The organism is Nonomuraea bangladeshensis (genome assembly GCF_039529455.1).
Classification (GTDB): domain Bacteria; phylum Actinomycetota; class Actinomycetes; order Streptosporangiales; family Streptosporangiaceae; genus Nonomuraea; species Nonomuraea bangladeshensis.
Window position 1 is genome coordinate 123,505 of record NZ_BAAAMV010000011.1, and the last position, 20,452, is coordinate 143,956.

Genomic DNA, 20,452 nt, shown 5'->3' on the forward strand with positions numbered 1-20,452 from the left:
CTGCCACCGAGCCGGCCAGGAGATCAACGTCCCGAACCGGCCCCACCCCGAGATACTCGAATGGCACCTCGACGAGATTCTCTTACGCACATAGGCCGAGAGAAAACCGAACCAGAGCATGCGCGACTTCAAGGAGGAAGTTCGGGGACCGCCTCGGCGTGTGTCACACGCCAACCGTAGTGGCCATAGACAAAACCTTGCGTCGCAAGCAGACCCGCCAGGACACCCGCCTGGCGGGCCGCCCTCTGGCAACGAGCACGCCTGCAACCTGCAGGTGCCCCGCCATCCCCGCTGCGGCAAGCTCATTGCGGCCCCGCGCGCCCACCCAAACCTCAGTTACCTCTGGCAGCCCTCCCTGTACAGCGCCCCCTGAGCGTGGTGGATCTTCAAAAAGGGCTTTACACCTCCGAGGCGACACCTGATGTTACGAGTTTTTTAGGTAGAACTTATGGTGATCTATATCACATTGATCATGAAGCTCGCCGCCAGTAAAGCTTGTTTGCTATCTCATGCTCACCCCGATTCAGAGGTGTTAGTGAACAAGTTAGTAAGCACATCGAAACGCCGCTGGCTCACCTCGGGACAATTAGCGATCGCAACGGTGCTCACGGTGACAGCATCGTTGCTAGTCGCGGGAACCATCCCGTCAGCCCAGGCCGAGCCGGAGCCCACCGGACCAGTTACTCCCGTCGATAACCACGTTCCCCCAGCCGGAGGACCCGGACGCGCTGTTCCGAGCAGCGCTAACCGAAGCCAAAAAGCAGAACAAACCGGTCGCAGTAGAAGCCGTGTACACCGAATCCTCGCGTACATGGGCCTATCCGGACGGCCATCTGTCCACCCAGTCCTATAACGGCCCCGCCCAGTTGCGGCGCGGCAAGACATGGGAGTGGATCGACACCACCCTCGTCGAAGAGAACGGCGTGCTCAGGCCCCGGCTGGCTAAGGCCGGGCTACGGCTGTCGCCCGGCGGCACCGGACCGTTCGCCTCCATCCGCATGGGACGCGGCAGCAGCTTCGGCCTGTCTTGGCCCACCGCGCTCCCGAAGCCGCAGATCAAGGGCAACGTCGCCACATACACAGGCGTCGCCGGCCCGGCCGCGGACCTGGTGGTGACCGCGCTGCCCACCGGATTCCGGCATGACGTGGTGCTGCGCGAGCGGCCTGCCGAGCCGGTGGAGTTCCGCCTGCCGGTGCAGGCCCAGGGCGTCAAGCTGGCCAAGACCAAGTCCGGCGCGCTCACTCTCTCCGACGACGAGGGCAAGGACAAGGGCGAGAAGATCGCCTCCGCGCCCGCCCCGCGTATGTGGGACGCGGCCGCGGCCAAGGCCGACGCCAAGCAGCCGGGACGGGAAGCCAAGGTCGCCACCGACGTGGTCAAGGGCGACAACGGCGACACCGTCCTGGTGCTGAAGCCGGACGCGAAGTGGCTGGCCGACCCCGCGACCCAATATCCGGTCACTGTGGACCCGACCACCACGCTGACCGTGACGCAGGAGACGTCGGTCATGTCGCCGAACTCCGCCACGGGTGCCGGGCAGGTGTCCCGGTCCAACCCCCGGAGCTGCCCCACCCCCTCCACCTGTGGCTATACCAGAGAGTCCGCCACCCGCGCGCTGCTGGCCTTCGACACCGCGCCGATCAGCGGCCGCCATGTGGTCGGGGCCACCATGCAGCTGTCGCTGCGCGGCAACGCCACCACGTGCAGCAACCTGCAGGCGGTCACCGCCTCCCTCATCACCGAAGAATGGGAAGCGGAAGAGACCTTCTGGGAGAACCAGCCGGCCACCCGCCCCGACGAACGCTCCTCTCTCGACCCCTGTATTCAGGTACGCACCGACGGGGCGATCTGGAGCTGGAACCTGACCGCGATGGCCCAAGCCTGGGCCACCGGCACCGCCAACCACGGCCTGCAACTGCGGCTCGGCACCGAGCTGCCGGTGCCCAAGGACCTCAGCGAGTCGTACAACTTCTGGGCCCAGATGTTTGGCGGCTCCCGCGTGCCGAAACTGAGCGTGGACTGGGTGCTCCCGCCGGCGATCCCCACCGTCACCGCCGAGTCGATCGACTCCATGTCCGGTAACGACGCCATCGCCCGCAGCACCAACGTCAAGGTCACCTACAAGTCCACCGTCCCCGAGGCGACGAACCTGGACTACACCGTGACCGTCAACGACTCCACCATGGCGCCCCCGGCCGCCCAGCTACCCACCGGCGAAGCGGCCTGGTGGAAGCTGGACGAGACCTCCGGAACCACCGCCGCCGACGCCACCGGCAAGGGCTTCACCGCCAACCTGAGCGGCGCCTACAGCCGCGTCCCCGGCCAGCTCGGCCAAGCGGTCAAGCTGTCGCCCGGCGGCCAGATCCGCACCGCCGCACCGGTCCTGAACACCAACCAGAGCTACACCGTCACCGCCTGGGTACGCCTCGACAGCGGCGCCGGCGACCAGGCCGTATTCTCCCAGATGGGCACCAACCAGCCCGGCTTCAGCCTGGGCTACCTGGCCTCCAACGCTGCCGAGCTGGACCAGCGCTGGATCCTCACCCTCAACGACGCCGACACCGCCAACGCCAACCCGGTCCCGATCGGGTCGAAGAAACTGGCCGGCGTCGGCCGCTGGACGCATCTGGCCGCCCAGTACGACGCGACCGCCCACAAGATGCGCCTGTACGTCGACGGCGAACTCAACGCCGAACGCGACCACACCGCCGGCTGGAACGCCCGCGGCGCCTTCCAGATCGGCCGCGGCACCGTCATCGCCGGTGACGAGGCCACCCTCGACGGCGCCGTCGACGACGTGCACGCCTACCAGAAAGTGCTGACCGGCGACGAGATCCGCGCCCTGGTCGGCGTCCCCGGAACCACCACCCACAACAACATCCCGTCGGGCCAGGCGCTGGACAAGGTGTTCACGCTGGACAACCCGGCCAGCTTCAAGTTCGTGGTCAAGGCCTGCCGCAGCGGCCTCAACCCCCCTTCCTGCAACGAAAGCCCGGCCTACCGCATCACCTCCGACGCGCCGGTGCTGCCCTCCGACACCGAGACCGGCATGGCAGACCCGGCCCAGCCGATCCTGTCCGGCATGGTCAACCGCCCCTCCGGCGGCCTGGTGACGGCCAAGTACTACCTGTACGACAACAACGGCCTGCCGGTCGGCTCTGCACCACTCGGCAGCCGCACCGTCAACGGCGGCCAACGCGCCTCCTTCCAACTTCCGGCCAACACCGTGCAAGCCGGCCGCACATACAAGTGGCAGATGGTTGCCTGCGTCACCGGCCCACAAGACGACGGCTCCGACCCTGGCCCCACCCCCACCCCCACTCCCACGGCAACACCGACTTCCACACCCTCGCCGACTCCGACTTCCACGCCTACTCCGACTCCTACTCCGTCCGGTCTGGTGGCCGCTTACGACATGAACGAGGGCAGCGGCGGCACCATCACCGACCCCATCGGGGGCAACGACGGCAGCGCCTCCGGCACCACTTGGGTCACCGGCAAGTACGGCAAGGCGCTCTCCTTCAACGGCACAGACGGCAGGGTGGACATCGAGGACGCCCCTTCCCTGCGTCTCGGCAACAAGCTGACCCTGTCAGCTTGGGTCAAGCCCAGCACCGTGGACGGCTGGCGCACCGTCATCGCCAAGGACAACGACAACGTCTTCGACCTGTCCTACGGCCTCTACGCCGCCAGCGGAAACGGTCCTACCGGCTATTTCACCATCAATGGAGAGCCAGAGTCCGTCGGAGCCACCAGCAACCTGACCGTCAACACCTGGGCGCACCTCGCCGTCACCTACGACGGCACCACCGCCCGCCTTTACCGCAACGGCACCCAGATCGCCCAGGAAGATCTCAGCGGCTCGATCACCAACGACGCCGGCCTCCTGCACATCGGCGGCAACGACATCTGGGACGAAGAGTACTTCAAGGGCGTCATCGACGAGGTCCGCATCTACAGCCGAGCACAGACCGCCGCCGAGATCACCACCGACATGAACACCCCGCTCGGTGGCACTACACCTGTAGCCAGCACGGTCCGTGCAACCACAACCGATACCATCACTGCCTCCACAGAGGGATCAGACGTCGAGGAAATCTGCACTTCCAAGACCGAGGCCATCAGCTTCACCACTCCCGGCACACCGTCACCCGACCCAGTGGAGGACGTGCGGAAGCTGACGCTGGGCAAGGACAACTTTGTCATCAAGACAACGAAGATCGATCCGACCGCCTGTAACGGCGCCCCCTGCTCCTTGCAGAATGCCGACCGGCTGCAATTTGGTGGAGTGGAGCAGAACAAGATCGCATCAGTGCTCGGCGTCAAGTTCGACGAAATCCCAGATGGAGTAACCTTCACAGAAGCAGTGCTCAAACTGGGCTCCTCGTCATGTGCTAGCACATGTCCCGCCGATATGCTGATCACAGCGGCCCCACTCGCCAAAGCGGTGACGAGCGACACAAAGGGCTCCGATCTGTCGAGCGATGTGGACACCACAGTCGCCCCCTTCAATATTCCGATCTCATCACCCCAGGCAGATGTCGCCAATAGCAATTCTACTTGGTATTTGCTTACCTCGGACCACGAGGAGCCGGTCGAGTTCAGTGCTCCAGGCGCTGCAGAACAACTCTCGCTGGAAATCACGTATGTGCCAGCCCGCCCACCGAGCAAAGTGTTGAACCTCGCAGTGCAACCCGGTGACAGCAGCATCGTCGCAAGCTGGGGTATACCGGAGGACAACGGCGGCCTTGTGCTGCTGGATGGATACGACGTAGAGGTCATCGATGACAGCGGATCGACAGTCAAAGAAATAGGCGTAAAAATTCCTACTGCTTCTATCGGAGGACTATCGAACGACACTCATTACACAGTCCGAGTCCGCTCTCGCACAGCATTTGGGATGAGCGAATGGGAATCTGCGACAGCCACTCAAAGGTGGTTCCCAAGCCGCCGTCCACACCACACGAATGCGTACTCGAGAGCCAGTCGCAGGTTCAGAAAGCCAGGGCAGACGCCTCCGAGTCATCCATCCCCGACTACACCGATCGAATTCGGGCATATTACACAGCCCAGGACGAGGTGCTGGAGGGCCAAGCCGAGACGATTTGGGATGCTTCCGGGATAACAGCAACCTCACCAGTTACCGCGCAAATATCCCTGCTCAACGATGAACTCGTCGGACAGCATGACGGCTTGTCCGATGGAAAGGTAGAACGAACCAACTCTGAAGTCATCGTAGAAAACGTCGTCGTTCAGCAAACCGGAGACGGAGGGGCTCGGGTGACGGCGACGGTGAAGCGGCTCTGGGACGAAACTGCGGCGACCGGAGCGGTCACCTCCTCCACGAGGTCGAGTGACGAGCCTGGAGAAATTGACCCAGACGAAGCCACAATCTCTATCTTTGTCTTCGACCGGTGCGGTGGTCTGACCATCATCGAGGCGCCGATTCCAGCCGAACAAGACCCCACAGACTTGCACGATGGTGGCACGTGCTCCTCAATTCCAGGTACTTCGCGCGTCGCAGCAGCCGATGACTGCGATGGCGGCCTGGTGAAGGGTGGTCCATGCAGAGTGACCGACAAGTCGCTGTACGGCCCGGATGGCCTGCAGTGCGAGGTTGATCAGCAGCTCGGCAAGAAGGGCTGGTATTTCCGAACCGCAGTAAGCTCGGACTGGATGTACCACGCCGGACAGGATGGGCTGGATGACGAGGAACTCTGGATAGTAGAGAACTTCCGGAACACCGTCCAACTCTATCCAGGAAAGAACGCCAAACAGGGCTGGGGATCCACCTTTGCCACGGCGTTCGACAAGGCTGCCCACGTCGCATATATTGCCAGTGCGTGCTACACCGCAACACGTCTCAGTTTTGAGGTAGCCGGCATGGTCGCCATCGCACCTGGCAGTTTCGGCGACTCGAGTCTTGGCGGCGGTCTCGCCGCGACCACGAGCGCAAGTCAAGACTGCAAGGAATACTTTCCATCCCCCGGCGGAAAAACAGGCAATCATAAACTGTCGGATTCCATGCTCGTCACCGGTCGCTGCCCAACGGGCGCACTAGACTTCTGTACCATCCGGCATTTCCGTCACCAGCTCGACAGTGAGGCATACTGGGACTTCAAAGCCTGGGAAACCATGCCGAATGGCCAGAAGATCAACAAGCGCTATAAGTCACCCACGATCAGGCACACTGTATGGATAACCGCCAAGAGAGATTGGCGCAATCCCGGCGGTAACCCATTGAATCTGAATTTCCAGCTCGCCAGCTCGGTTGGGAGATATCAGTACTCCAACTGCATAACTCCCGGCCTCGACTGAGATTCAGTCAAGCGGATAGGAGAGAGCCGACACTCTTTCCCATCCGCTTTCGGCCAAACGAAAGAAGAGGGACATGAAGCTAATTAATCGGTTACCCTCCAAAAAAGCAGCAATGCGTGCTTCGGCAGCAATTTTACTAGTGGCTGCTATATCGATCTGGGGAGTAAATAGGACTCTGTTCGAACCATGGCGTCCCTTTGTGTCCAGCAACCGTCTCGAGCTCGTCGCACTTAACGCCTTCGCTGTGTCACAGATCGATTATCAAGTAGATTTCCTCGAGATGAAAAGTGCCGGTCTACTCGAAGACTCTCCGATTACGGCCAGGGGTGGCTTTCTGCCGATTCTACTGGAACCGCGCAGCCCCGAAGGGATCTCCTCTGGGCATTGGATACAAAGCGCGATCCAATTTCATTCGTCAGGGAGAATATCCAATCCGCACCTTGGCAAGTCCGCCACTCTTTCCAGGGCATTAATCGGCAACAACAAGCCTTTCGGGGACACTGAATCACTGATCTCCGCATTGTCTGAAAGGCGTATAAGCGCCGAGGTTCAGGTGCTCGTGAAACCCAAAACCCCTCTCACTGATGCAGGGGTTTCGAATCTTCTGACCGCGCCGCTCACGCCTGACACTATCTTCATATCACCACCATCAAGTTCTGCCGCAGTATTGCTCGCCTGGGATCGAGAATCGTGCGAACTTAGAGGAGTCAGAGGTTGCCAGCAATCGCGTGCCACCATCAGCGTTTTCTCTAAATGGGTAGACATGCTACGACCGGAGGACGATCTAATCCTCAAGCACTACAGCTTGAGGTACTCCAAAATGCAAGCATATGCCAGGGAGGGTCGCATTTCGGCTTTTATAATGACGGCCCTACCTGAAGATATTGAACATCTCCTCTCGGATCCGCGCATTGCCTGGGTTCACTTTCTGCACCTTCGCCAGCGCTAGGAAATTCTAGAATCCGGGTAGAGTAGGCATGCCTGGACGAAGTCGAGGAGGGCGAGAGCGGCCTCGCGGGATCTCCTACGCCGGGCTGGCTCCGGTGCTGCAGTTGCTCGAGCGGGCAGGTCTGGAACGCTGGTCAGCGCGCGCGTGAGCACGAACTCAGCAACCGGTGTCAACGCGGTAGCGAAAGTGACCTTGATTGTGGTCGGGATGGCCTGCGACGTCGGCAGCATCAACAGCATCAACGATCTGCGGCGAGGTGCACGAGCTGTTGTTTGGCATCCGTGCACCACCCACGCTGGGCTCGTTCTGCGCCCCTTCACCTGCTATAACGTCCGCCGATCTGGACAAGGTCTCCCGGCAGCTGCCGGCCACCCACGTCCCACTGCCGCTCGGGCCATCCGCTCGTGCGGAGGGTAGGCGAGCATCTATCTCCTGCGATCTGAGCTGATTGCCCGACTGCTGTCGCTGATCGGCGCGGTCGTCACGGGAGAGACGCTGTGCAGCTTGCGAATGGCCGCGACGCTGATGCGCCGGGTCGCGACACTCGCCGCCGAACGGCGCCCACAACCGCGGGTCCCGGCGCTCACTCCGCGCGAGGACCGGGTGCTCGGGCTGCTCGAACTGGGCCTGACGAACCAGGAGATTGAGGAACGGCTGGGCATCGAGATGCGCACGGTGAAGAACCACGTGCACGACATCCTGGAGAAGGTGGACACCCGCCGCCACAGTGAGGCCTTAGCGAAGTCCCGACAACCACGAGTCGGGGTTTTCTGCGGATGAGACCTATTCTCCGGCCGGCCAGCGCGACTCGCCCGACCGGCCAGACCAGTGAACATCCTGTCCTGAGCGGGTGCTAAGCCGGTGACCTCCACGTTCCCGCGGCGGGCGTCGCCGGGAAACCCAGTTCGGCGGAGAACTCACGGGCCGCCTCCGCCACCACGGCCCCCATCTCGTGCAGCCGCTCCGGCGCCGCCGCCCGGGTCACGGACACGCTGATCGCCGCCGTGATGAGCCCCCGGTGGTCGCGTACGGGCGCCGAAACCCCGGCAGCACTGTCGTCCAGCTCCACGTTCGAGACCGCGTAGCCCGCCGACCGCACATGCGCGAGGTCGGCCAGCCAGTCGTCCTCGCTGGCCACCGCGCTGTCCAGCCCGGACGGCAGCACAGTCCGCAGCAGCGCCCGCACTCGTTCCTCGTCCCACTCGGCGAGCAGCGACCGGCCGGCGGCGGCCATGATCACTGGCACCGAGACGCCCTCCCACACGCGGTGGTACGCCCGCGACGACGGCACCGACAGCAGCGTCAGGACCTGGTTGCCGCGCAGCACGCACAGGTAGGCGTCCTCGTCGAAGGCGCCGGCCAGGCGTCGCAGGTAGGGCGCGGCGACCCGGACGAGCCGGGCCTGCTGGGTGCGCGCGGCCAGCGCGAACAGCCGCCAGCCCAGGCGGTAGCGCCGGGTGACCGGGTCCCGCTCCACCATGCCTTCCAGCTCCAGCGCCCGCAACGCTCTGGAGATCTGGCTCTTCTCCCGTCCCAGCCGCTCGGCGATCCAGCTGACGCCGAACCCGTCCGCGTCCCTGTCATCGCCGTGACCTGCGAGGACTTCGAGGATATCCATGTCCCGCCGCAGCCCCGCCGAGGGTGCCGGAGGCTTGTCGCTCATCCACGTCCGTTCATCACAGAAGCATTGCGCTTTTGTTGCGCTAGCTGCACCTGGTTTTGCACTGACCGCAACTCTTGGCATACGTTTGCGAGCCTCTGACAGCGTAAGCGAAGGTGGTCCTTGTATGAGTTTCGGCGAGTACGTGGTCTCCCGATGGGACACCCTCTCGCTGGCCGCCGCCGAGCACGCCCTGGTCGTGGCGATCGCCATCGTCCTGGCCAGTGTGGTCGGCATCGGCGTCGGCGTCCTCGGCCACGGCTCGCCGCGCGTGCGGGAAGGGTCGATCGCGGTCTCGGCGGCGATTCTGACCGTCCCCTCGCTGGCCCTGCTCACCCTCCTCATCCCCCTGACCGGGCTGGGCTGGGGGTCCACGCTGATCGCGCTCACCGCGTACGCGTTCCTGCCGATCATCCGCAACACCGTGACGGGCCTGCGCGGCCTGGACGCCGCCACCGTCGAGGCCGGCCGCGGCATGGGCCTGAACCGCCCGCGGCTGCTGCTGCGCGTCCAGCTCCCGCTCGCCTGGCCGATGATCCTGACCGGGATCCGGATCTCGACGCAGATGGCGATCGGCATCGCCGCCATCGCCGCCTTCGTCGACGGGCCGGGGCTCGGCAACCAGATCTTCGAGGGCCTCTCCCGGCTGGGCTCGGTGAACTCGCTCAACGCCACGCTCGCGGGAACGCTCGGCATCGTGATCATCGCGGTGCTGTTCGACCTGTTCTTCGCCGCCGTCCGCCACCTGACCACCCCGAGGGGGCTTCGTGTTCGACCGTGACCTGTCCGACCGTGACGCCGAGGGCGTGCGCATCGAGCTGCGCGCGCTGACCAAGCACTATCCGGGCCAGCCGGCCCCCGCGGTCGACAACGTCACCATGGACATCCCGGCCGGCGAGCTGGTCGTCTTCGTCGGCCCGTCGGGCTGCGGCAAGACCACCACGATGAAGATGATCAACCGGCTGGTCGAGCCCACCTCGGGCGAGATCCGCATCGGCGGGCGCGACGTGCTCGGCCTGAACCCCGACGAGCTGCGCCGCCACATCGGCTACGCCATCCAGCAGGTCGGCCTCTTCCCGCACCTGACCGTGGCCCAGAACATCGGCCTGGTCCCCAAACTGCTCGGCTGGCCGCAGCCCCGGATCGCCGCCCGCGTGGAGGAGCTGCTCGCCCTGGTGCACCTGGAGCCGTCGGCCTTCCACGACCGCTACCCGCGCCAGCTGTCCGGCGGCCAGCAGCAGCGTGTGGGGGTCGCCCGCGCGCTGGCCGCCGACCCGCCCGTGATGCTCATGGACGAGCCGTTCGGCGCCACCGACCCGATCACCCGTGAGCACCTGCAGAACGAGTTCGTCCGGCTGCAGAAGCAGCTCCGCAAGACGATCATCTTCGTCACCCACGACTTCGAGGAGGCCATCAAGCTGGGCGACCGCATCGCCGTCCTGCGCGAGGGCTCCCACATCGCCCAGTACGACACCCCCGCCGCCATCCTCGACCGCCCCGCCGACGACTACGTGGCGGGCTTCATCGGCCAGGACGCCACGCTCAAGCGGTTGGCGCTGCTGCGGGTCACCGACGTCCCGGCCACCTACCCGCGGCCCGACCCCCGGCTGCCCCAGATCGCGGCGGACGCCAGCCTGCGCGAGGCGCTGGACCTCATGCTCGCCCACGGCACCGACCGGTGCAGCTCGACGGCCGGCGTGCTGAGCTACGCGACCTTGTGCGCGGCCGTCGGGAACCGGTCACAGGAGGAGCTGGTCGCCGGTGACCGCTGAAACCCTGCCGACTGAGACCCTGCCCCTCACCCCCGTACGGCGCGTCCCGCGCGGCGTCCGCCACCTGATCACGCCCGCCGCCGTCGCCGCCGCCCTGATCGCCCTGTACATGTGGGTGGGCACGCTGGAGCTCGACTCCATCGAACAGCGCAGCCTCAACCGCGCGGTCATCCTGGCCAAGACCGTCGAGCACCTGCAGATGACGCTGGCCGCCACCGCGCTCGTCGTGATCGTCGCGATCCCGCTCGGCGTGGCCGCCTCCCGCGCCCGCAACCGGCTCATCGCCCCCGTCATCCTGACCCTGGGCAACCTCGGCCAGGCCGTTCCCTGCATCGGCCTGCTGGTGCTGTGCACGTTCCTCATGGGCGTGGGTTTCCAGACCGCGCTCGTCGGCCTGGTCGCGTACGCGGTGCTGCCCGTGCTGCGCAACACCATGGTCGGCGTGCAGCAGGTCGATCCGGCGCTCATCGAGGCCGCCCGCGGCATGGGCATGACACGGGGACAGATCCTGCGCCGGGTCGAGCTCAAGCTCGCCGTCCCGGCGATCCTGGCGGGGCTGCGCACCGCGCTCGTGCTGACCGTCGGCGTCGCCACGCTCGGCGCCTTCGTCGCCGCGGGCGGCTTCGGCGAGCTGATCATCAACGGGCTCAAGCTCAACCGCATGCCCGTCACCATCGTCGGCGGCGTGCTGACCGCCTGCGTCGCCTTCTTCATCGACTGGCTCGGCAGCCTGGCCGAGAACCTGCTCAAACCACGCGGGATCTGACCGTACTGGACAATCGAGAGGCTTTTTCATGCTCCCCCGTCCCCTCAGGACGACCTTCGCCCTGCTCGCCGCCGCGGCGCTGACCGTCGCCGGCGCGAGCGCCTGCGGCACCGCCGACGCCGTCGAATCCGGCAGCGCGGGCAACGAACTGGCGGGCAGCAAGCTCGTCGTCGGCTCCAAGGACTTCACCGAGAACATCGTGCTCGGCAAGATCGCCGCCCAGCTGCTCAAGGCCCACGGCGCCGACGTCGTCGACAAGACCAACCTCGGCGGTACGGCGCCGAACCGCAAGGCTCTGGAGGCCGGCGAGATCGACCTCTACTGGGAGTACTCCGGCACCGGCTGGATCGAGCACCTGAAGAAGACCGAGCCGATCCGGGACTCCGCCGGGCAGTTCAAGGCCACCGCAGACGAGGACCTGTCCAAGAACAAGATCCGCTGGATCGGCCCCACCCCGTTGAACAACACCTACGCCCTGGCCATCCGTTCGGAGAAGGCCCAGGAACTGGGCGTCAAGACGCTGTCCGACGTGGCGAAGCTGGCCGAGACCAACCCGGAGGCGGTCACGCTCTGCATCGAGACCGAGTTCTCGACCCGCGACGACGGCCTGCCCGGGCTGTCCAAGGCGTACGGCATGAAGATCCCGAAGAAGCAGGTCAGCCTGCTCGACACCGGCGTCGTCTACACCGAGACCGACAAGGGCCAGGTCTGCGACTTCGGCGAGGTGTTCACCACCGACGGCCGCATCGCCGCGCTCGGCCTGACCGTCCTGGAGGACGACAAGAAGTTCTTCCCGAACTACAACGCGGCCGTCACGGTCCGCCAGGACACCTACGACGAGCACCCCGCCCTGGAGAAGGTGCTGCAGCCGGTGATCGCGAAACTGGACGACGCCACCATGCAGCGGCTGAACGCCCGCGTGGACGTCGAGGGCGAGGAGCCGGGCAAGGTCTCCGCCGACTGGCTGCGCGAGCAGGGCTTCCTCGGCTCGACCGGCGACGCCTGAGCATCGTGCCGCCGGACGGCGTGGACCAGGAGCTCCAAAAGGAAAATGACGCCTGGCCCAAACTAGGTTGCACTATGCAATGATATTGCACGGCGACCTACGTGGGAGGGGGGCGCTGGATGAGCGCGCAGGGGGCGTTGCGCTGGCTGCCGTTCGGCGTCATGGCGGCCGTCGCGGTGACCGACGTCCTGGCCGGCCCCTCCCTCGGCTTCCTCCCGCTGCTCACGCTCGGCCCCAGTTTCGCCTCGGTGTCCGGCAGCGTGCAGCGCACCGCCATGGTCGGTCTGGTCGCGCTCGCCCTGTGCATCCCCCTGGCCGCCTACAACGACCTGCTGCTGCGCTGGCAGAACAACCTCACCATCGTCACGATCGTCGGCGTCACCGGGGTCGGCATGCTGGCCGGGCACCTGCGGCTCAGGCGCGAGCGCGAGCTGGCCGACGTGCGCCTGGTGGCCGAGGCGGCCCAGCGCGTGCTGCTGCGGCCGGTGCCGCGCAGAGCCGCCGACCTGCGGGTGGCGCTGTCCTACACCTCGGCGGCGGCCGAGGCCCGCATCGGCGGCGACCTGTACGAGGTGGTCACCACCCCGCACGGCGTACGGCTGCTGATCGGCGATGTGCAGGGCAAGGGCCTGGAGGCGGTGGAGACGGCGGCCTGGGTGCTCGGCGCCTTCCGCGAAGCCGCCTACGACGAGCCCGAACTCGACGAGGTGAGCGCGCGGCTGGAGGCGAGCCTGTCCCGGCACCTGGGCGGCGAGAAGTTCGTCACCGCGATCCTCGCCGAGGTGCGCGACGGCGAGATCCTCCTCCTCAATCACGGCCATCCCCCGCCGCTCCACCTCGGCGCGGACGGAAGGGTCGCCGCCGTGGAGCCGGCCGACGCGGGTCTGCCCCTGGGGCTCGGCCCTCTCGCGAGCGACCGTCCGAAAGCGCATCAGGCGCCTTTCCTCGGCGGGGACCGCATCCTGCTGTTCACCGACGGCGTCATCGAGGCCAGGGACGACGGCGGCGCCTTCTACCCCCTGACCGACCGCGTCCATCTCCTGCGGGCGGATGATCCGCAGGACGCGCTGGACGCCCTGCGCGCCGACCTGGTCCGCCACACCGGCGGTCCGCTGCCCGACGACGCCGCCATGCTGCTGCTGCACAGGCAGACCTGACGCTCCTCAGGCCGGTGGGCGGCGGTACCTCACCCAGACGTCGCCGGTCTGCACGTAGCCGGTGAGGCGTACGGTGACGCCGTCGGCTGCGAGCGGCACGGGCGGGTGGTTGTGGACGGCGCCCAGCCGGCGGCGTACGACGTCCTCGTCGCGCACCCGCCAGCCGCGCGGCACCACGACGACGATGTCGCCGAACCAGGAGGTGATCTCGACGTCGAGCACGACCTCGCGGTGGGGGCAGTCGGCCCGGGTGAAGTCGATCCGCGCCTTGCCCCAGCGCCCCGCCCTGGCGCTGATGTACGCCGGGACCGTCCAACGGCCCGCCTGCTCGACCCGCCCGCCGACCGTGTGCAGCTCCAGACCGCCGCCGACCTCGGAAGGGGCCGGCCGCGCGGGAACGCCGGGGACCGGCAGGTCGGCGACGACCCCGTCCAGGTCGCCCAGCGTGCGGGCGGCATAGGCGCGGTCGACGCGCTCGTGCAGCTCCTCCAGGGTGATCCGCCCTTCAGCGACCGCGACCCGGAGCAGCTCGGCCACGCGCTCGCGGTCGCGGTCGCCGGCCCGCAGTTCCCGATGATCGGTCATGGCGACCACATTAGGCCGAGATGTACACCCGGCCCAGGCGGTCAGCGGGCCGATCTGATCGCCGCGATCAGGTCCTCCGTCGTCGTGATGGAGTGCGCGAACGTCGGCCCGTTGAGCTCGTGCGCGGCGTGCATCATCTCCGCGCTAAAGGCCGCGGTCGCGTCCCTGACCAGGGTGACGTGGTAGCCGAGCTCCATCGCGAACCGGCCGGTCGACTCGACGCAGGTGTTGGCCAGCAGGCCGATGAGGATCACGTGGGTGATGGCGTGCTGGCGCAGCAGCAGGTCGAGGTCGGTGTTGGGGAACCCGCTCTGCGCCCAGTGCTGCTTGACCACGATGTCGCTGCCCGGCGCGACGAGATCGGCCCGCCACTCGCCGCCCCAGGCGCCCTTCTCGAAGGAGTGGCGCTCCTGGATGCCGCGCTGCGTGGGGTTGGGGTGGTCCCAGTCGTCGTAGTCGCCGGGCCGCCACTGCCGGTGCGGGACGACGAAGACCAGCATCCCCGCATCCCGCGCGGCGGCGGTGATCGCGCGCAGGTGGTCGAGGAGGTCGACCTGTTCGGCGATCTCCCGTACCCGTGGCCAGATCTTCCCGCCCTCGGACAGGAAGTCGTTGTACGGGTCGACGAGGAGGACGGCGGTCCGGTGGATCGCGTAGGAGGCGCTGCTCACGCCCGTGGTGTACCCCGGCCCCGGGCCGGTCTTGCGGCGTTGACCACTTCCGGACGGCGGGCAGGATTGTCTTTGCCGGGCCACGGGCAGCGGAGGGTGTGACCGACGCCCAGGAGGCCGCGCCCAGGCTGCTGGCGCTGCGCGCGCTCAACCTCGGTGACCTGCTGGTCACCGTGCCGGCGCTGCGCGGGCTGCGCCGCCGCTACCCGGACCACCGCCTGCTGCTGGCCGTCAACCCGGCGCTCCGGCCGCTGGCGCGGCTGACCGGGGCCGTGGACGAGGTCGTCCCGCACCGCAGTCTCCGCCCGCCCCCCGTCGTGGCCCCCGACGTGGCCGTGGACCTGCACGGCGTGCTGCCGGACAGCGTACGGGCCGTCTACGGCACCCGACCCCGCCGCCTGGTGGCCTTCGCCTGCCCGGAGGCCGGGCACCCGGACGGGCCCGCGGTGCGGGACGTGGAGCACGAGGTGGCCAAGTGGTGCCGGCTCGTCCGCTCCGACGGCGGCGACCCGGACGAGGCCGACCTGTTGCTCGCGCCGCCGCCCGCGCCGAGCCCCCGGCCCGGGGCGGCCGTCGTGCATCCCGGCGCGGCCTACGGCAGCAAGCGGTGGCCGCCGGAGCGGTTCGCCGCCGTCGCGGCGGCGCTCGCCGTAGCCGGCCACGACGTCGTCGTCACCGGCACGGCCGCCGAACGGGAGCGCGCGGCGCGGGTGACCGCCCTGGCCGGGCTGCCGGCGCGGGCGAACCTGGCCGGGCGGACCGGCCTCGACACGCTGGCGGCGCTGGTGCGCGGGGCGGCGCTGGTGGTGTGCGGGGACACGGGGATGGCGCATCTCGCCAGCGCGTACGAACGGCCGTCGGTCGTGCTGTTCGGCCCGGCCTCGCCGCGGATCTGGGGCCCGCCGCGCAAGCCGGTCCACGCCGCCCTGTGGCACGGCGACAGCGAACAGGAGGTGCAGACGGACGTGCCGGACCCGGCGCTGCTGCGCATCACCGTCCAAGAGGTGCTCGACGCCGCCGCCAGGGTGCTCGCCGCGTAGTTTGCCCAGGTGGGAGCCGGGCACGACGGTCGTCATGACGGGGCTGGTCGACGGGGTGCGGACGATCGCGGTGCTGCGCGCCAACGCGCTCGGCGACCTCGTCGTGGCGCTGCCCGCCATCGGGGCGATCAAGGACGCCTACCCGGACGCCCGGCTGGTCCTGCTGGGCAACGCCTGGCACGCGGCCTTCCTGGCCGGGCGGGCCGGCCCGGTGGACGAGGTGGTCGCCATGCCGCCGATCGCCGGGCTCACCACCCGGCCGGAGGCCCGCCCGGCCCCCGAGGAGCTGGTCGAACGGCTGCGCGAGCGGCGCTTCGACCTGGCCGTGCAGCTGCACGGGGGCGGGCGGCACTCCAACCCGTTCCTCCGGCGGCTCGGCGCCCGCGTCACCGCCGGTTTCCGCACGCCGGACGCCGAGCCGCTGGACCGCTGGCTGCCGTACCACTACTACCAGCACGAGACCCTGCGCTACCTGGAGGCGGCCGCGCTGGTCGGGGCCCGCGCGCGGGAGTTCGAGCCGCGCGTGGCGGTCACCGGCGCCGACCGGGCCGAGCTGCGCGCCGTGCTCGGCGAGCCGCCGCCCGGCCTGGTCGCCCTGCATCCGGGCGCGACCGACCCGCGGCGGCGCTGGCCGGCCCGCTCGTTCGCCGCGGTCGGCGACCGGCTCGGCCGTCCCGTCGTGGTGACGGGCACGCCCGAGGAGGCGGACCTGGTGGCGGAGGTCTGCGCCGCCATGTGCCGCCCCGCGACGCCGCTGGTGGGCGCGCTGAGCATCGGCGGCCTCGCCGCCCTGTACGAGCGCTGCGACCTGGTCATCGGCAACGACACCGGCCCGCGCCACCTGGCCGCCGCCGTGGGCGCCGCCACGATCGGCCTGTACTGGTGCGGCAACCTGGTCAACGCGGGCCCGCTCACCCGGGTCAGGCACCGGCCGTTGGTGTCCTGGATCATCGCCTGTCCCCGCTGCGGCGCGAGCGGCGTGGACCTGCGGGCGGAACGGTGCCCGCACGACGCCTCCTGGGTGGCCGCGATCACCGTGGACGAGGTGACCGAACAGGCCGAGGACCTCCTCCGCCAGAGCTGATCAGGGCGGAGAGGCCGCCGGCCCGTCCCGATCCAGGCAGGCCGCCGGCCCGCCCCGGTCCGGGCGGGCCGGCGGTCCTCGCTTACGCGGCGGCGGGCCCGAGGAGCACCGGGAGCTCGCGGACGTCGTTCCCGATGAACGACGGCTGCCGCGCCGGCGAACCCACCGGCCACGCCGGCGCCAGGCGCGGGAACCTCCCGAACAGCGCGGGCAGCGCGACACTCGCCTCCAGCCTGGCCAGCGGCGCCCCGAGGCAGAAGTGCATGCCGTGCCCGAAGGCCAGGTGCTGCCGGTCGTGCCGGTCGATGTCGTAGCGGCCGGGATCGGGGTTGACCGCCGGGTCACGGCCGTGCGCGCCGAACCCGATGATGATCAGCTCCCCCTTGCCGATGGTGACCCCCTCCCCCAGGTCGAGGTCGGCGGTGGCGTAGCGGAGCGGCAGGTGCATGATCGGCGGATGCAGGCGCAGGCTCTCCTCGATCACGTCGGCCCAGCGCCCGGGGTCCTCGCGCGCGGCCGCGAGCTGGTCCGGATGAGTGAGCATGGCGGCGACCGCGTGGTCGATGAGGGAGACGGTCGTCTCGCTGCCCGCCCCGATCATCAGGATCAGCGTGCTGACCAGCTCGTCCATGCTGAGCCGGTCCTCGTCGCGCCGCCGGGTGGTCAGCAGCAGGCTGGTCATGTCGTCGCCGGGCCGGGCGGACTTGGTGGCGACCAGCCGGTGGATCGCGGCGTACATGCCCCGCTGCACCTCGGCCGCCTCGTCGGGGCCGAGGCTGGTGTCGAGCACCGCGTCGATGGTCGCGAGCATCGCGGGCCGCTGGTCGTCCGGCACGCCGAACAGGTCGCAGATGACCCGGGTGGGGACACGGTAAGAGAAACGGGACCGCAGGTCGAGCGGCCGGTCGGCGGGTAAGCCGGCGAGCTCGTCGAGCAGCGAGGTCACGATCGCCTCGATCGCGGGCCGCATCGCGTCGATGCGGCGGGCGGTGAAGGCCCGCCCGACGAGGTCCTTCAGCCGCTGGTGGTCGTCGCCGTCGGCGGTGAACATGCTGACCACATCGACCCAGGCGGTCAGCCAGGCGATCGCGAAGGGCCGGTAGCCCGGCCACGACCTGCGGGCGTCCTTCGAGACGTCGGGATGGGTGAGGAGCCGTCTGACCACGTCGCCCCTGGTCACCGACCAGGCGACGAGGTCTCCGGGGAGCAGGACCCGCACGGCCGGGCCGGCGGCGCGCAACTGGTCGGCCTGTTCATACAGGCGGTGGCCGGTGGTGTCGAGGGGGATCGGTGCCATGGTCACGGAGACCTCCAGCATTCGGCAGGGATGAGGGGGTGAGGGTGTCTGCCGTATGGGGGCGGAAGCGGATTCCGAGGCTCGCGGGGCACTGGTGGAACGGCCCGTGCCGGTTGGGCGTGTACGGGTCGATGAGGTCGAGGTCCCACAGGTGGCCGAGGAGCGCCTCGATGCCCGTCTGGGCGATGATCGCGGCGTGGCTCTCGGCCGGGCACCGGTGCGGCCCCGCCGACCAGGCCAGGTGGGAGCGGTTGCCGTAGCCGGGCCGCGGCGCGGCGGGGTCGGTGCCGGTGGCGGCGTGGCTGATGAGGATCGGCACGCCGGCCGGGATCGGCACGCCGTGCAGCGAGGTGTCGTGGCGGGCGTAGTGGACCGAGAAGTTGGCCATCGGCGAACGGGTCCACAACACCTGCTCCATGGCCCGCCGGACGGTCACCGCGCCGCCCGACAGGTCGCCCGCGTAGGAGTCGTCGGTGAGCAGCAGCCGCAGCGTGGAGGCGATCCACGCGGCGGTCGGGATGGTGCCCGCGCCGATGAGGACGACGAGCTGGTGCAGGATCTCCTCGTGGCCGAGCCGCGCCGGGTGGGCCAGCATCCAGGAGGTGCAGTCGTCGTCCGGCCGTTCGCTCTTGAGCTGGATGATCTCGGCCAGGACGGCGGCGAGGTCGGCCGCGGCCTGCTCGGCCTGCGGTCCCGCGCCGATCATGCCCTGGCAGCCGGTGACCATGCGCTCGACCATCTGCGCGGGACAGCCCAGCAGGTCGGCGAAGACCAGCAGCGGCAGCAGGTCGGCGTACTGGCTCATCAGGTCGGCGTGGCCGTCGCGGGCGAACTCCGCGATCAGCCGCCCGGCGTGGCCGCGGGTGCGGTCGTGCAGGCGGTGCAGGTTGATCCGGGCCAGGCAGTCGTCCATGGCGTGCCGCAGCCGGGCGTGCCGCTCCCCGTCGGCGTACAGCAGGCTGGGACGGAAGGCCATCAGGGCCAGCACCGGGCTGTCGCGCGGCACCAGCCCGCGGGCCAGGTCGCCCCACATGCGGCTGTCCTTGCTGTAGGTCCCGGCCTCGTTGAGCAGGTCGCGGGCGGCACGGCGGCTGACGACGACGAGCGCGCGCACCTGCGGGGCGATCTCCGCCCAGGCCACCGGGCCCTCGGCACGCAGCTTGTCGTAGGCGTCCTCGGGGCGGGCGGCGAACTCCTCGCCGTACAGGCGGACGCCGGCGGCTGCGGGGATGATCATCGGGCGGGCTCCAGACGGGACTGCGTGATGATGGCGGTGACGAGGGCGATCAGCCCCTGCTTGGCCGAGCCCAGCTCGCGCGCGTCGAGGCTGACCAGCGCGCGGTCGGCGGGCAGGGCCAGCGCCTCGCGCAGCTCGGCCTCGCGGTGCAGGGGCGCGCCGGCGAAGTGGTTGATCGCGACGGTGTACGGGAGCCCGGCCTGCTCCAGCAGGTCGATCGCCGGGAAGCTCTGGTCGAGGCGGCGGGTGTCGGCCAGGACGAGCCCGCCCAGCGCGCCCTCCATGAGGCAGCGGGCCATGCCGCTGAAGCGCCGCTGGCCGGGCGCGCCGAACAGGTAGAGCACGATGTCGGGGGTGAGCGTGAGCCGGCCGAAGTCCATGGCGACCGTCGTGGTGCTCTTGCCCCGCAGGTCGTCGAGGTCGTCCACGAGCTGGCCGGCCTGGGTCAGCCGCTCCTCGGTGTGCATCGGCCGGATCTCCGACACGGTGCCGATGAACGTGGTCTTGCCCACCGCGAACGGCCCCAGCACCACGATCTTGACGGGGCGGGCGGCCGCGGGGACGTAGCGGTCAGAGTTTGTGTAGGGCATCGAGCACCTGCTGCAGGAAGTCGAGGTCGTGCCGCCCGGCGGCGGGCGTGTAGGGGGCCCGGGCGCTCAGGTGGCCGCTGTGGACCAGCCCGGCGACGATCATCTTGACCACCGCGCCGGGCAACCGCAGGTGGTGGGCGACCTCCGCGACCGACAGCACGCCGGGCCGGCACAGCGTCATCGCCCGCTGGGCGTGCGCGCCGAGACCGGCCGGCGACCGGTGCGGGTCGGCGATGAGGAGGGTGGCCTCGTCCAGGGCGGAGCGGGACGCGGCGGCGCCGCCGCCGGTGACGGTGTGCGAACGCACCATCCCGGCCCG

Annotated in this window: 18 protein-coding genes; 11 read left to right on the forward strand and 7 right to left on the reverse strand. The window is 68.7% G+C overall.

The genetic code is table 11. The features are described 5' to 3' along the window. Positions 1–788 precede the first annotated feature (788 nt). The 4 genes from ABD292_RS35700 (at position 789) to ABD292_RS35715 (ending at position 8,048) form a co-directional block, all read left to right on the forward strand. Positions 789–5,126, forward strand: coding sequence for a LamG-like jellyroll fold domain-containing protein (locus ABD292_RS35700; protein WP_344215305.1), 4,338 nt, complete (start codon positions 789–791; stop codon positions 5,124–5,126). Beyond that, positions 5,081–6,319 (forward strand): hypothetical protein, encoded by a 1,239-nt coding sequence (locus ABD292_RS35705; protein ID WP_344215307.1) that lies wholly within the window; start codon positions 5,081–5,083, stop codon positions 6,317–6,319. The genes ABD292_RS35700 and ABD292_RS35705 overlap by 46 nt, the downstream gene beginning before the upstream one ends. A 73-nt stretch (positions 6,320–6,392) precedes the next feature. Further along, positions 6,393–7,268 (forward strand): hypothetical protein, encoded by an 876-nt coding sequence (locus ABD292_RS35710; RefSeq protein WP_344215309.1) that lies wholly within the window; start codon positions 6,393–6,395, stop codon positions 7,266–7,268. 510 nt (positions 7,269–7,778) lie between these two features. Next, positions 7,779–8,048 (forward strand): LuxR C-terminal-related transcriptional regulator, encoded by a 270-nt coding sequence (locus ABD292_RS35715; protein ID WP_344215311.1) that lies wholly within the window; start codon positions 7,779–7,781, stop codon positions 8,046–8,048. Between the two features lie 73 nt (positions 8,049–8,121). On the opposite strand, the gene ABD292_RS35720 is transcribed toward ABD292_RS35715, so the two are convergent. Next, the gene (locus ABD292_RS35720) at positions 8,122–8,931 is read right to left on the reverse strand and encodes an IclR family transcriptional regulator (protein ID WP_344215313.1); all 810 of its coding nucleotides are present in this window, start codon (positions 8,929–8,931) and stop codon (positions 8,122–8,124) included. Positions 8,932–9,055: 124 nt separating this feature from the next. Here ABD292_RS35720 and ABD292_RS35725 point away from each other — a divergent pair, with 124 nt between their 5' ends. The 5 genes from ABD292_RS35725 (at position 9,056) to ABD292_RS35745 (ending at position 13,629) form a co-directional block, all read left to right on the forward strand. Next, positions 9,056–9,709, forward strand: coding sequence for an ABC transporter permease (locus ABD292_RS35725; RefSeq protein WP_344215315.1), 654 nt, complete (start codon positions 9,056–9,058; stop codon positions 9,707–9,709). Further along, positions 9,696–10,700: an ABC transporter ATP-binding protein gene (locus tag ABD292_RS35730; RefSeq protein WP_344215317.1), complete on the forward strand. Its 1,005-nt coding sequence runs from the start codon at positions 9,696–9,698 to the stop codon at positions 10,698–10,700. The genes ABD292_RS35725 and ABD292_RS35730 overlap by 14 nt, the downstream gene beginning before the upstream one ends. After that, positions 10,690–11,466 (forward strand): ABC transporter permease, encoded by a 777-nt coding sequence (locus ABD292_RS35735; protein WP_344215319.1) that lies wholly within the window; start codon positions 10,690–10,692, stop codon positions 11,464–11,466. Before ABD292_RS35730 ends, ABD292_RS35735 begins: the two co-directional genes overlap by 11 nt. 28 nt (positions 11,467–11,494) lie before the next feature. Further along, entirely contained in the window at positions 11,495–12,472 is a 978-nt protein-coding gene (locus tag ABD292_RS35740; protein ID WP_344215321.1) for a glycine betaine ABC transporter substrate-binding protein, read from the forward strand. A gap of 119 nt (positions 12,473–12,591) precedes the next feature. Then, positions 12,592–13,629 (forward strand): PP2C family protein-serine/threonine phosphatase, encoded by a 1,038-nt coding sequence (locus tag ABD292_RS35745; protein WP_344215323.1) that lies wholly within the window; start codon positions 12,592–12,594, stop codon positions 13,627–13,629. 6 nt (positions 13,630–13,635) lie between these two features. On the opposite strand, the gene ABD292_RS35750 is transcribed toward ABD292_RS35745, so the two are convergent. Together ABD292_RS35750 and ABD292_RS35755 are read right to left on the reverse strand one after the other, a co-directional pair. Then, entirely contained in the window at positions 13,636–14,214 is a 579-nt protein-coding gene (locus ABD292_RS35750; RefSeq protein WP_344215325.1) for a DUF1707 SHOCT-like domain-containing protein, read from the reverse strand. A gap of 41 nt (positions 14,215–14,255) precedes the next feature. Then, positions 14,256–14,885: a cysteine hydrolase family protein gene (locus tag ABD292_RS35755; protein WP_344215328.1), complete on the reverse strand. Its 630-nt coding sequence runs from the start codon at positions 14,883–14,885 to the stop codon at positions 14,256–14,258. A 98-nt stretch (positions 14,886–14,983) separates the two neighbouring features. Between ABD292_RS35755 and ABD292_RS35760 the strand changes: the two genes are divergently transcribed. Beyond that, positions 14,984–15,925 (forward strand): glycosyltransferase family 9 protein, encoded by a 942-nt coding sequence (locus ABD292_RS35760; protein ID WP_344215329.1) that lies wholly within the window; start codon positions 14,984–14,986, stop codon positions 15,923–15,925. Positions 15,926–15,959: 34 nt separating this feature from the next. Beyond that, the gene (locus ABD292_RS35765) at positions 15,960–17,009 is read left to right on the forward strand and encodes a glycosyltransferase family 9 protein (RefSeq protein ID WP_344215331.1); all 1,050 of its coding nucleotides are present in this window, start codon (positions 15,960–15,962) and stop codon (positions 17,007–17,009) included. A gap of 82 nt (positions 17,010–17,091) precedes the next feature. Here the strand turns inward: ABD292_RS35765 and ABD292_RS35770 are convergent, their stop codons facing one another. Genes ABD292_RS35770 through ABD292_RS35785 form a run of 4 tightly spaced genes read right to left on the reverse strand, consistent with a single transcriptional unit; the run spans position 17,092 to position 20,443 of the window. Beyond that, a complete protein-coding gene (locus ABD292_RS35770) occupies positions 17,092–18,306 on the reverse strand; it encodes a cytochrome P450 family protein (protein ID WP_344215878.1) in 1,215 nt (404 codons plus the stop codon). After that, a complete protein-coding gene (locus ABD292_RS35775) occupies positions 18,263–19,543 on the reverse strand; it encodes a cytochrome P450 family protein (protein WP_344215333.1) in 1,281 nt (426 codons plus the stop codon). The genes ABD292_RS35770 and ABD292_RS35775 overlap by 44 nt, the downstream gene beginning before the upstream one ends. Beyond that, the gene (locus ABD292_RS35780) at positions 19,540–20,133 is read right to left on the reverse strand and encodes a GTP-binding protein (RefSeq protein ID WP_344215335.1); all 594 of its coding nucleotides are present in this window, start codon (positions 20,131–20,133) and stop codon (positions 19,540–19,542) included. The genes ABD292_RS35775 and ABD292_RS35780 overlap by 4 nt, the downstream gene beginning before the upstream one ends. After that, positions 20,114–20,443 carry a DUF742 domain-containing protein gene (locus ABD292_RS35785; protein WP_344215337.1) on the reverse strand — a complete coding sequence of 110 codons (330 nt, stop codon included), beginning with the start codon at positions 20,441–20,443 and terminating at the stop codon, positions 20,114–20,116. Before ABD292_RS35785 ends, ABD292_RS35780 begins: the two co-directional genes overlap by 20 nt. Between the last annotated feature and the right edge of the window lie 9 nt (positions 20,444–20,452).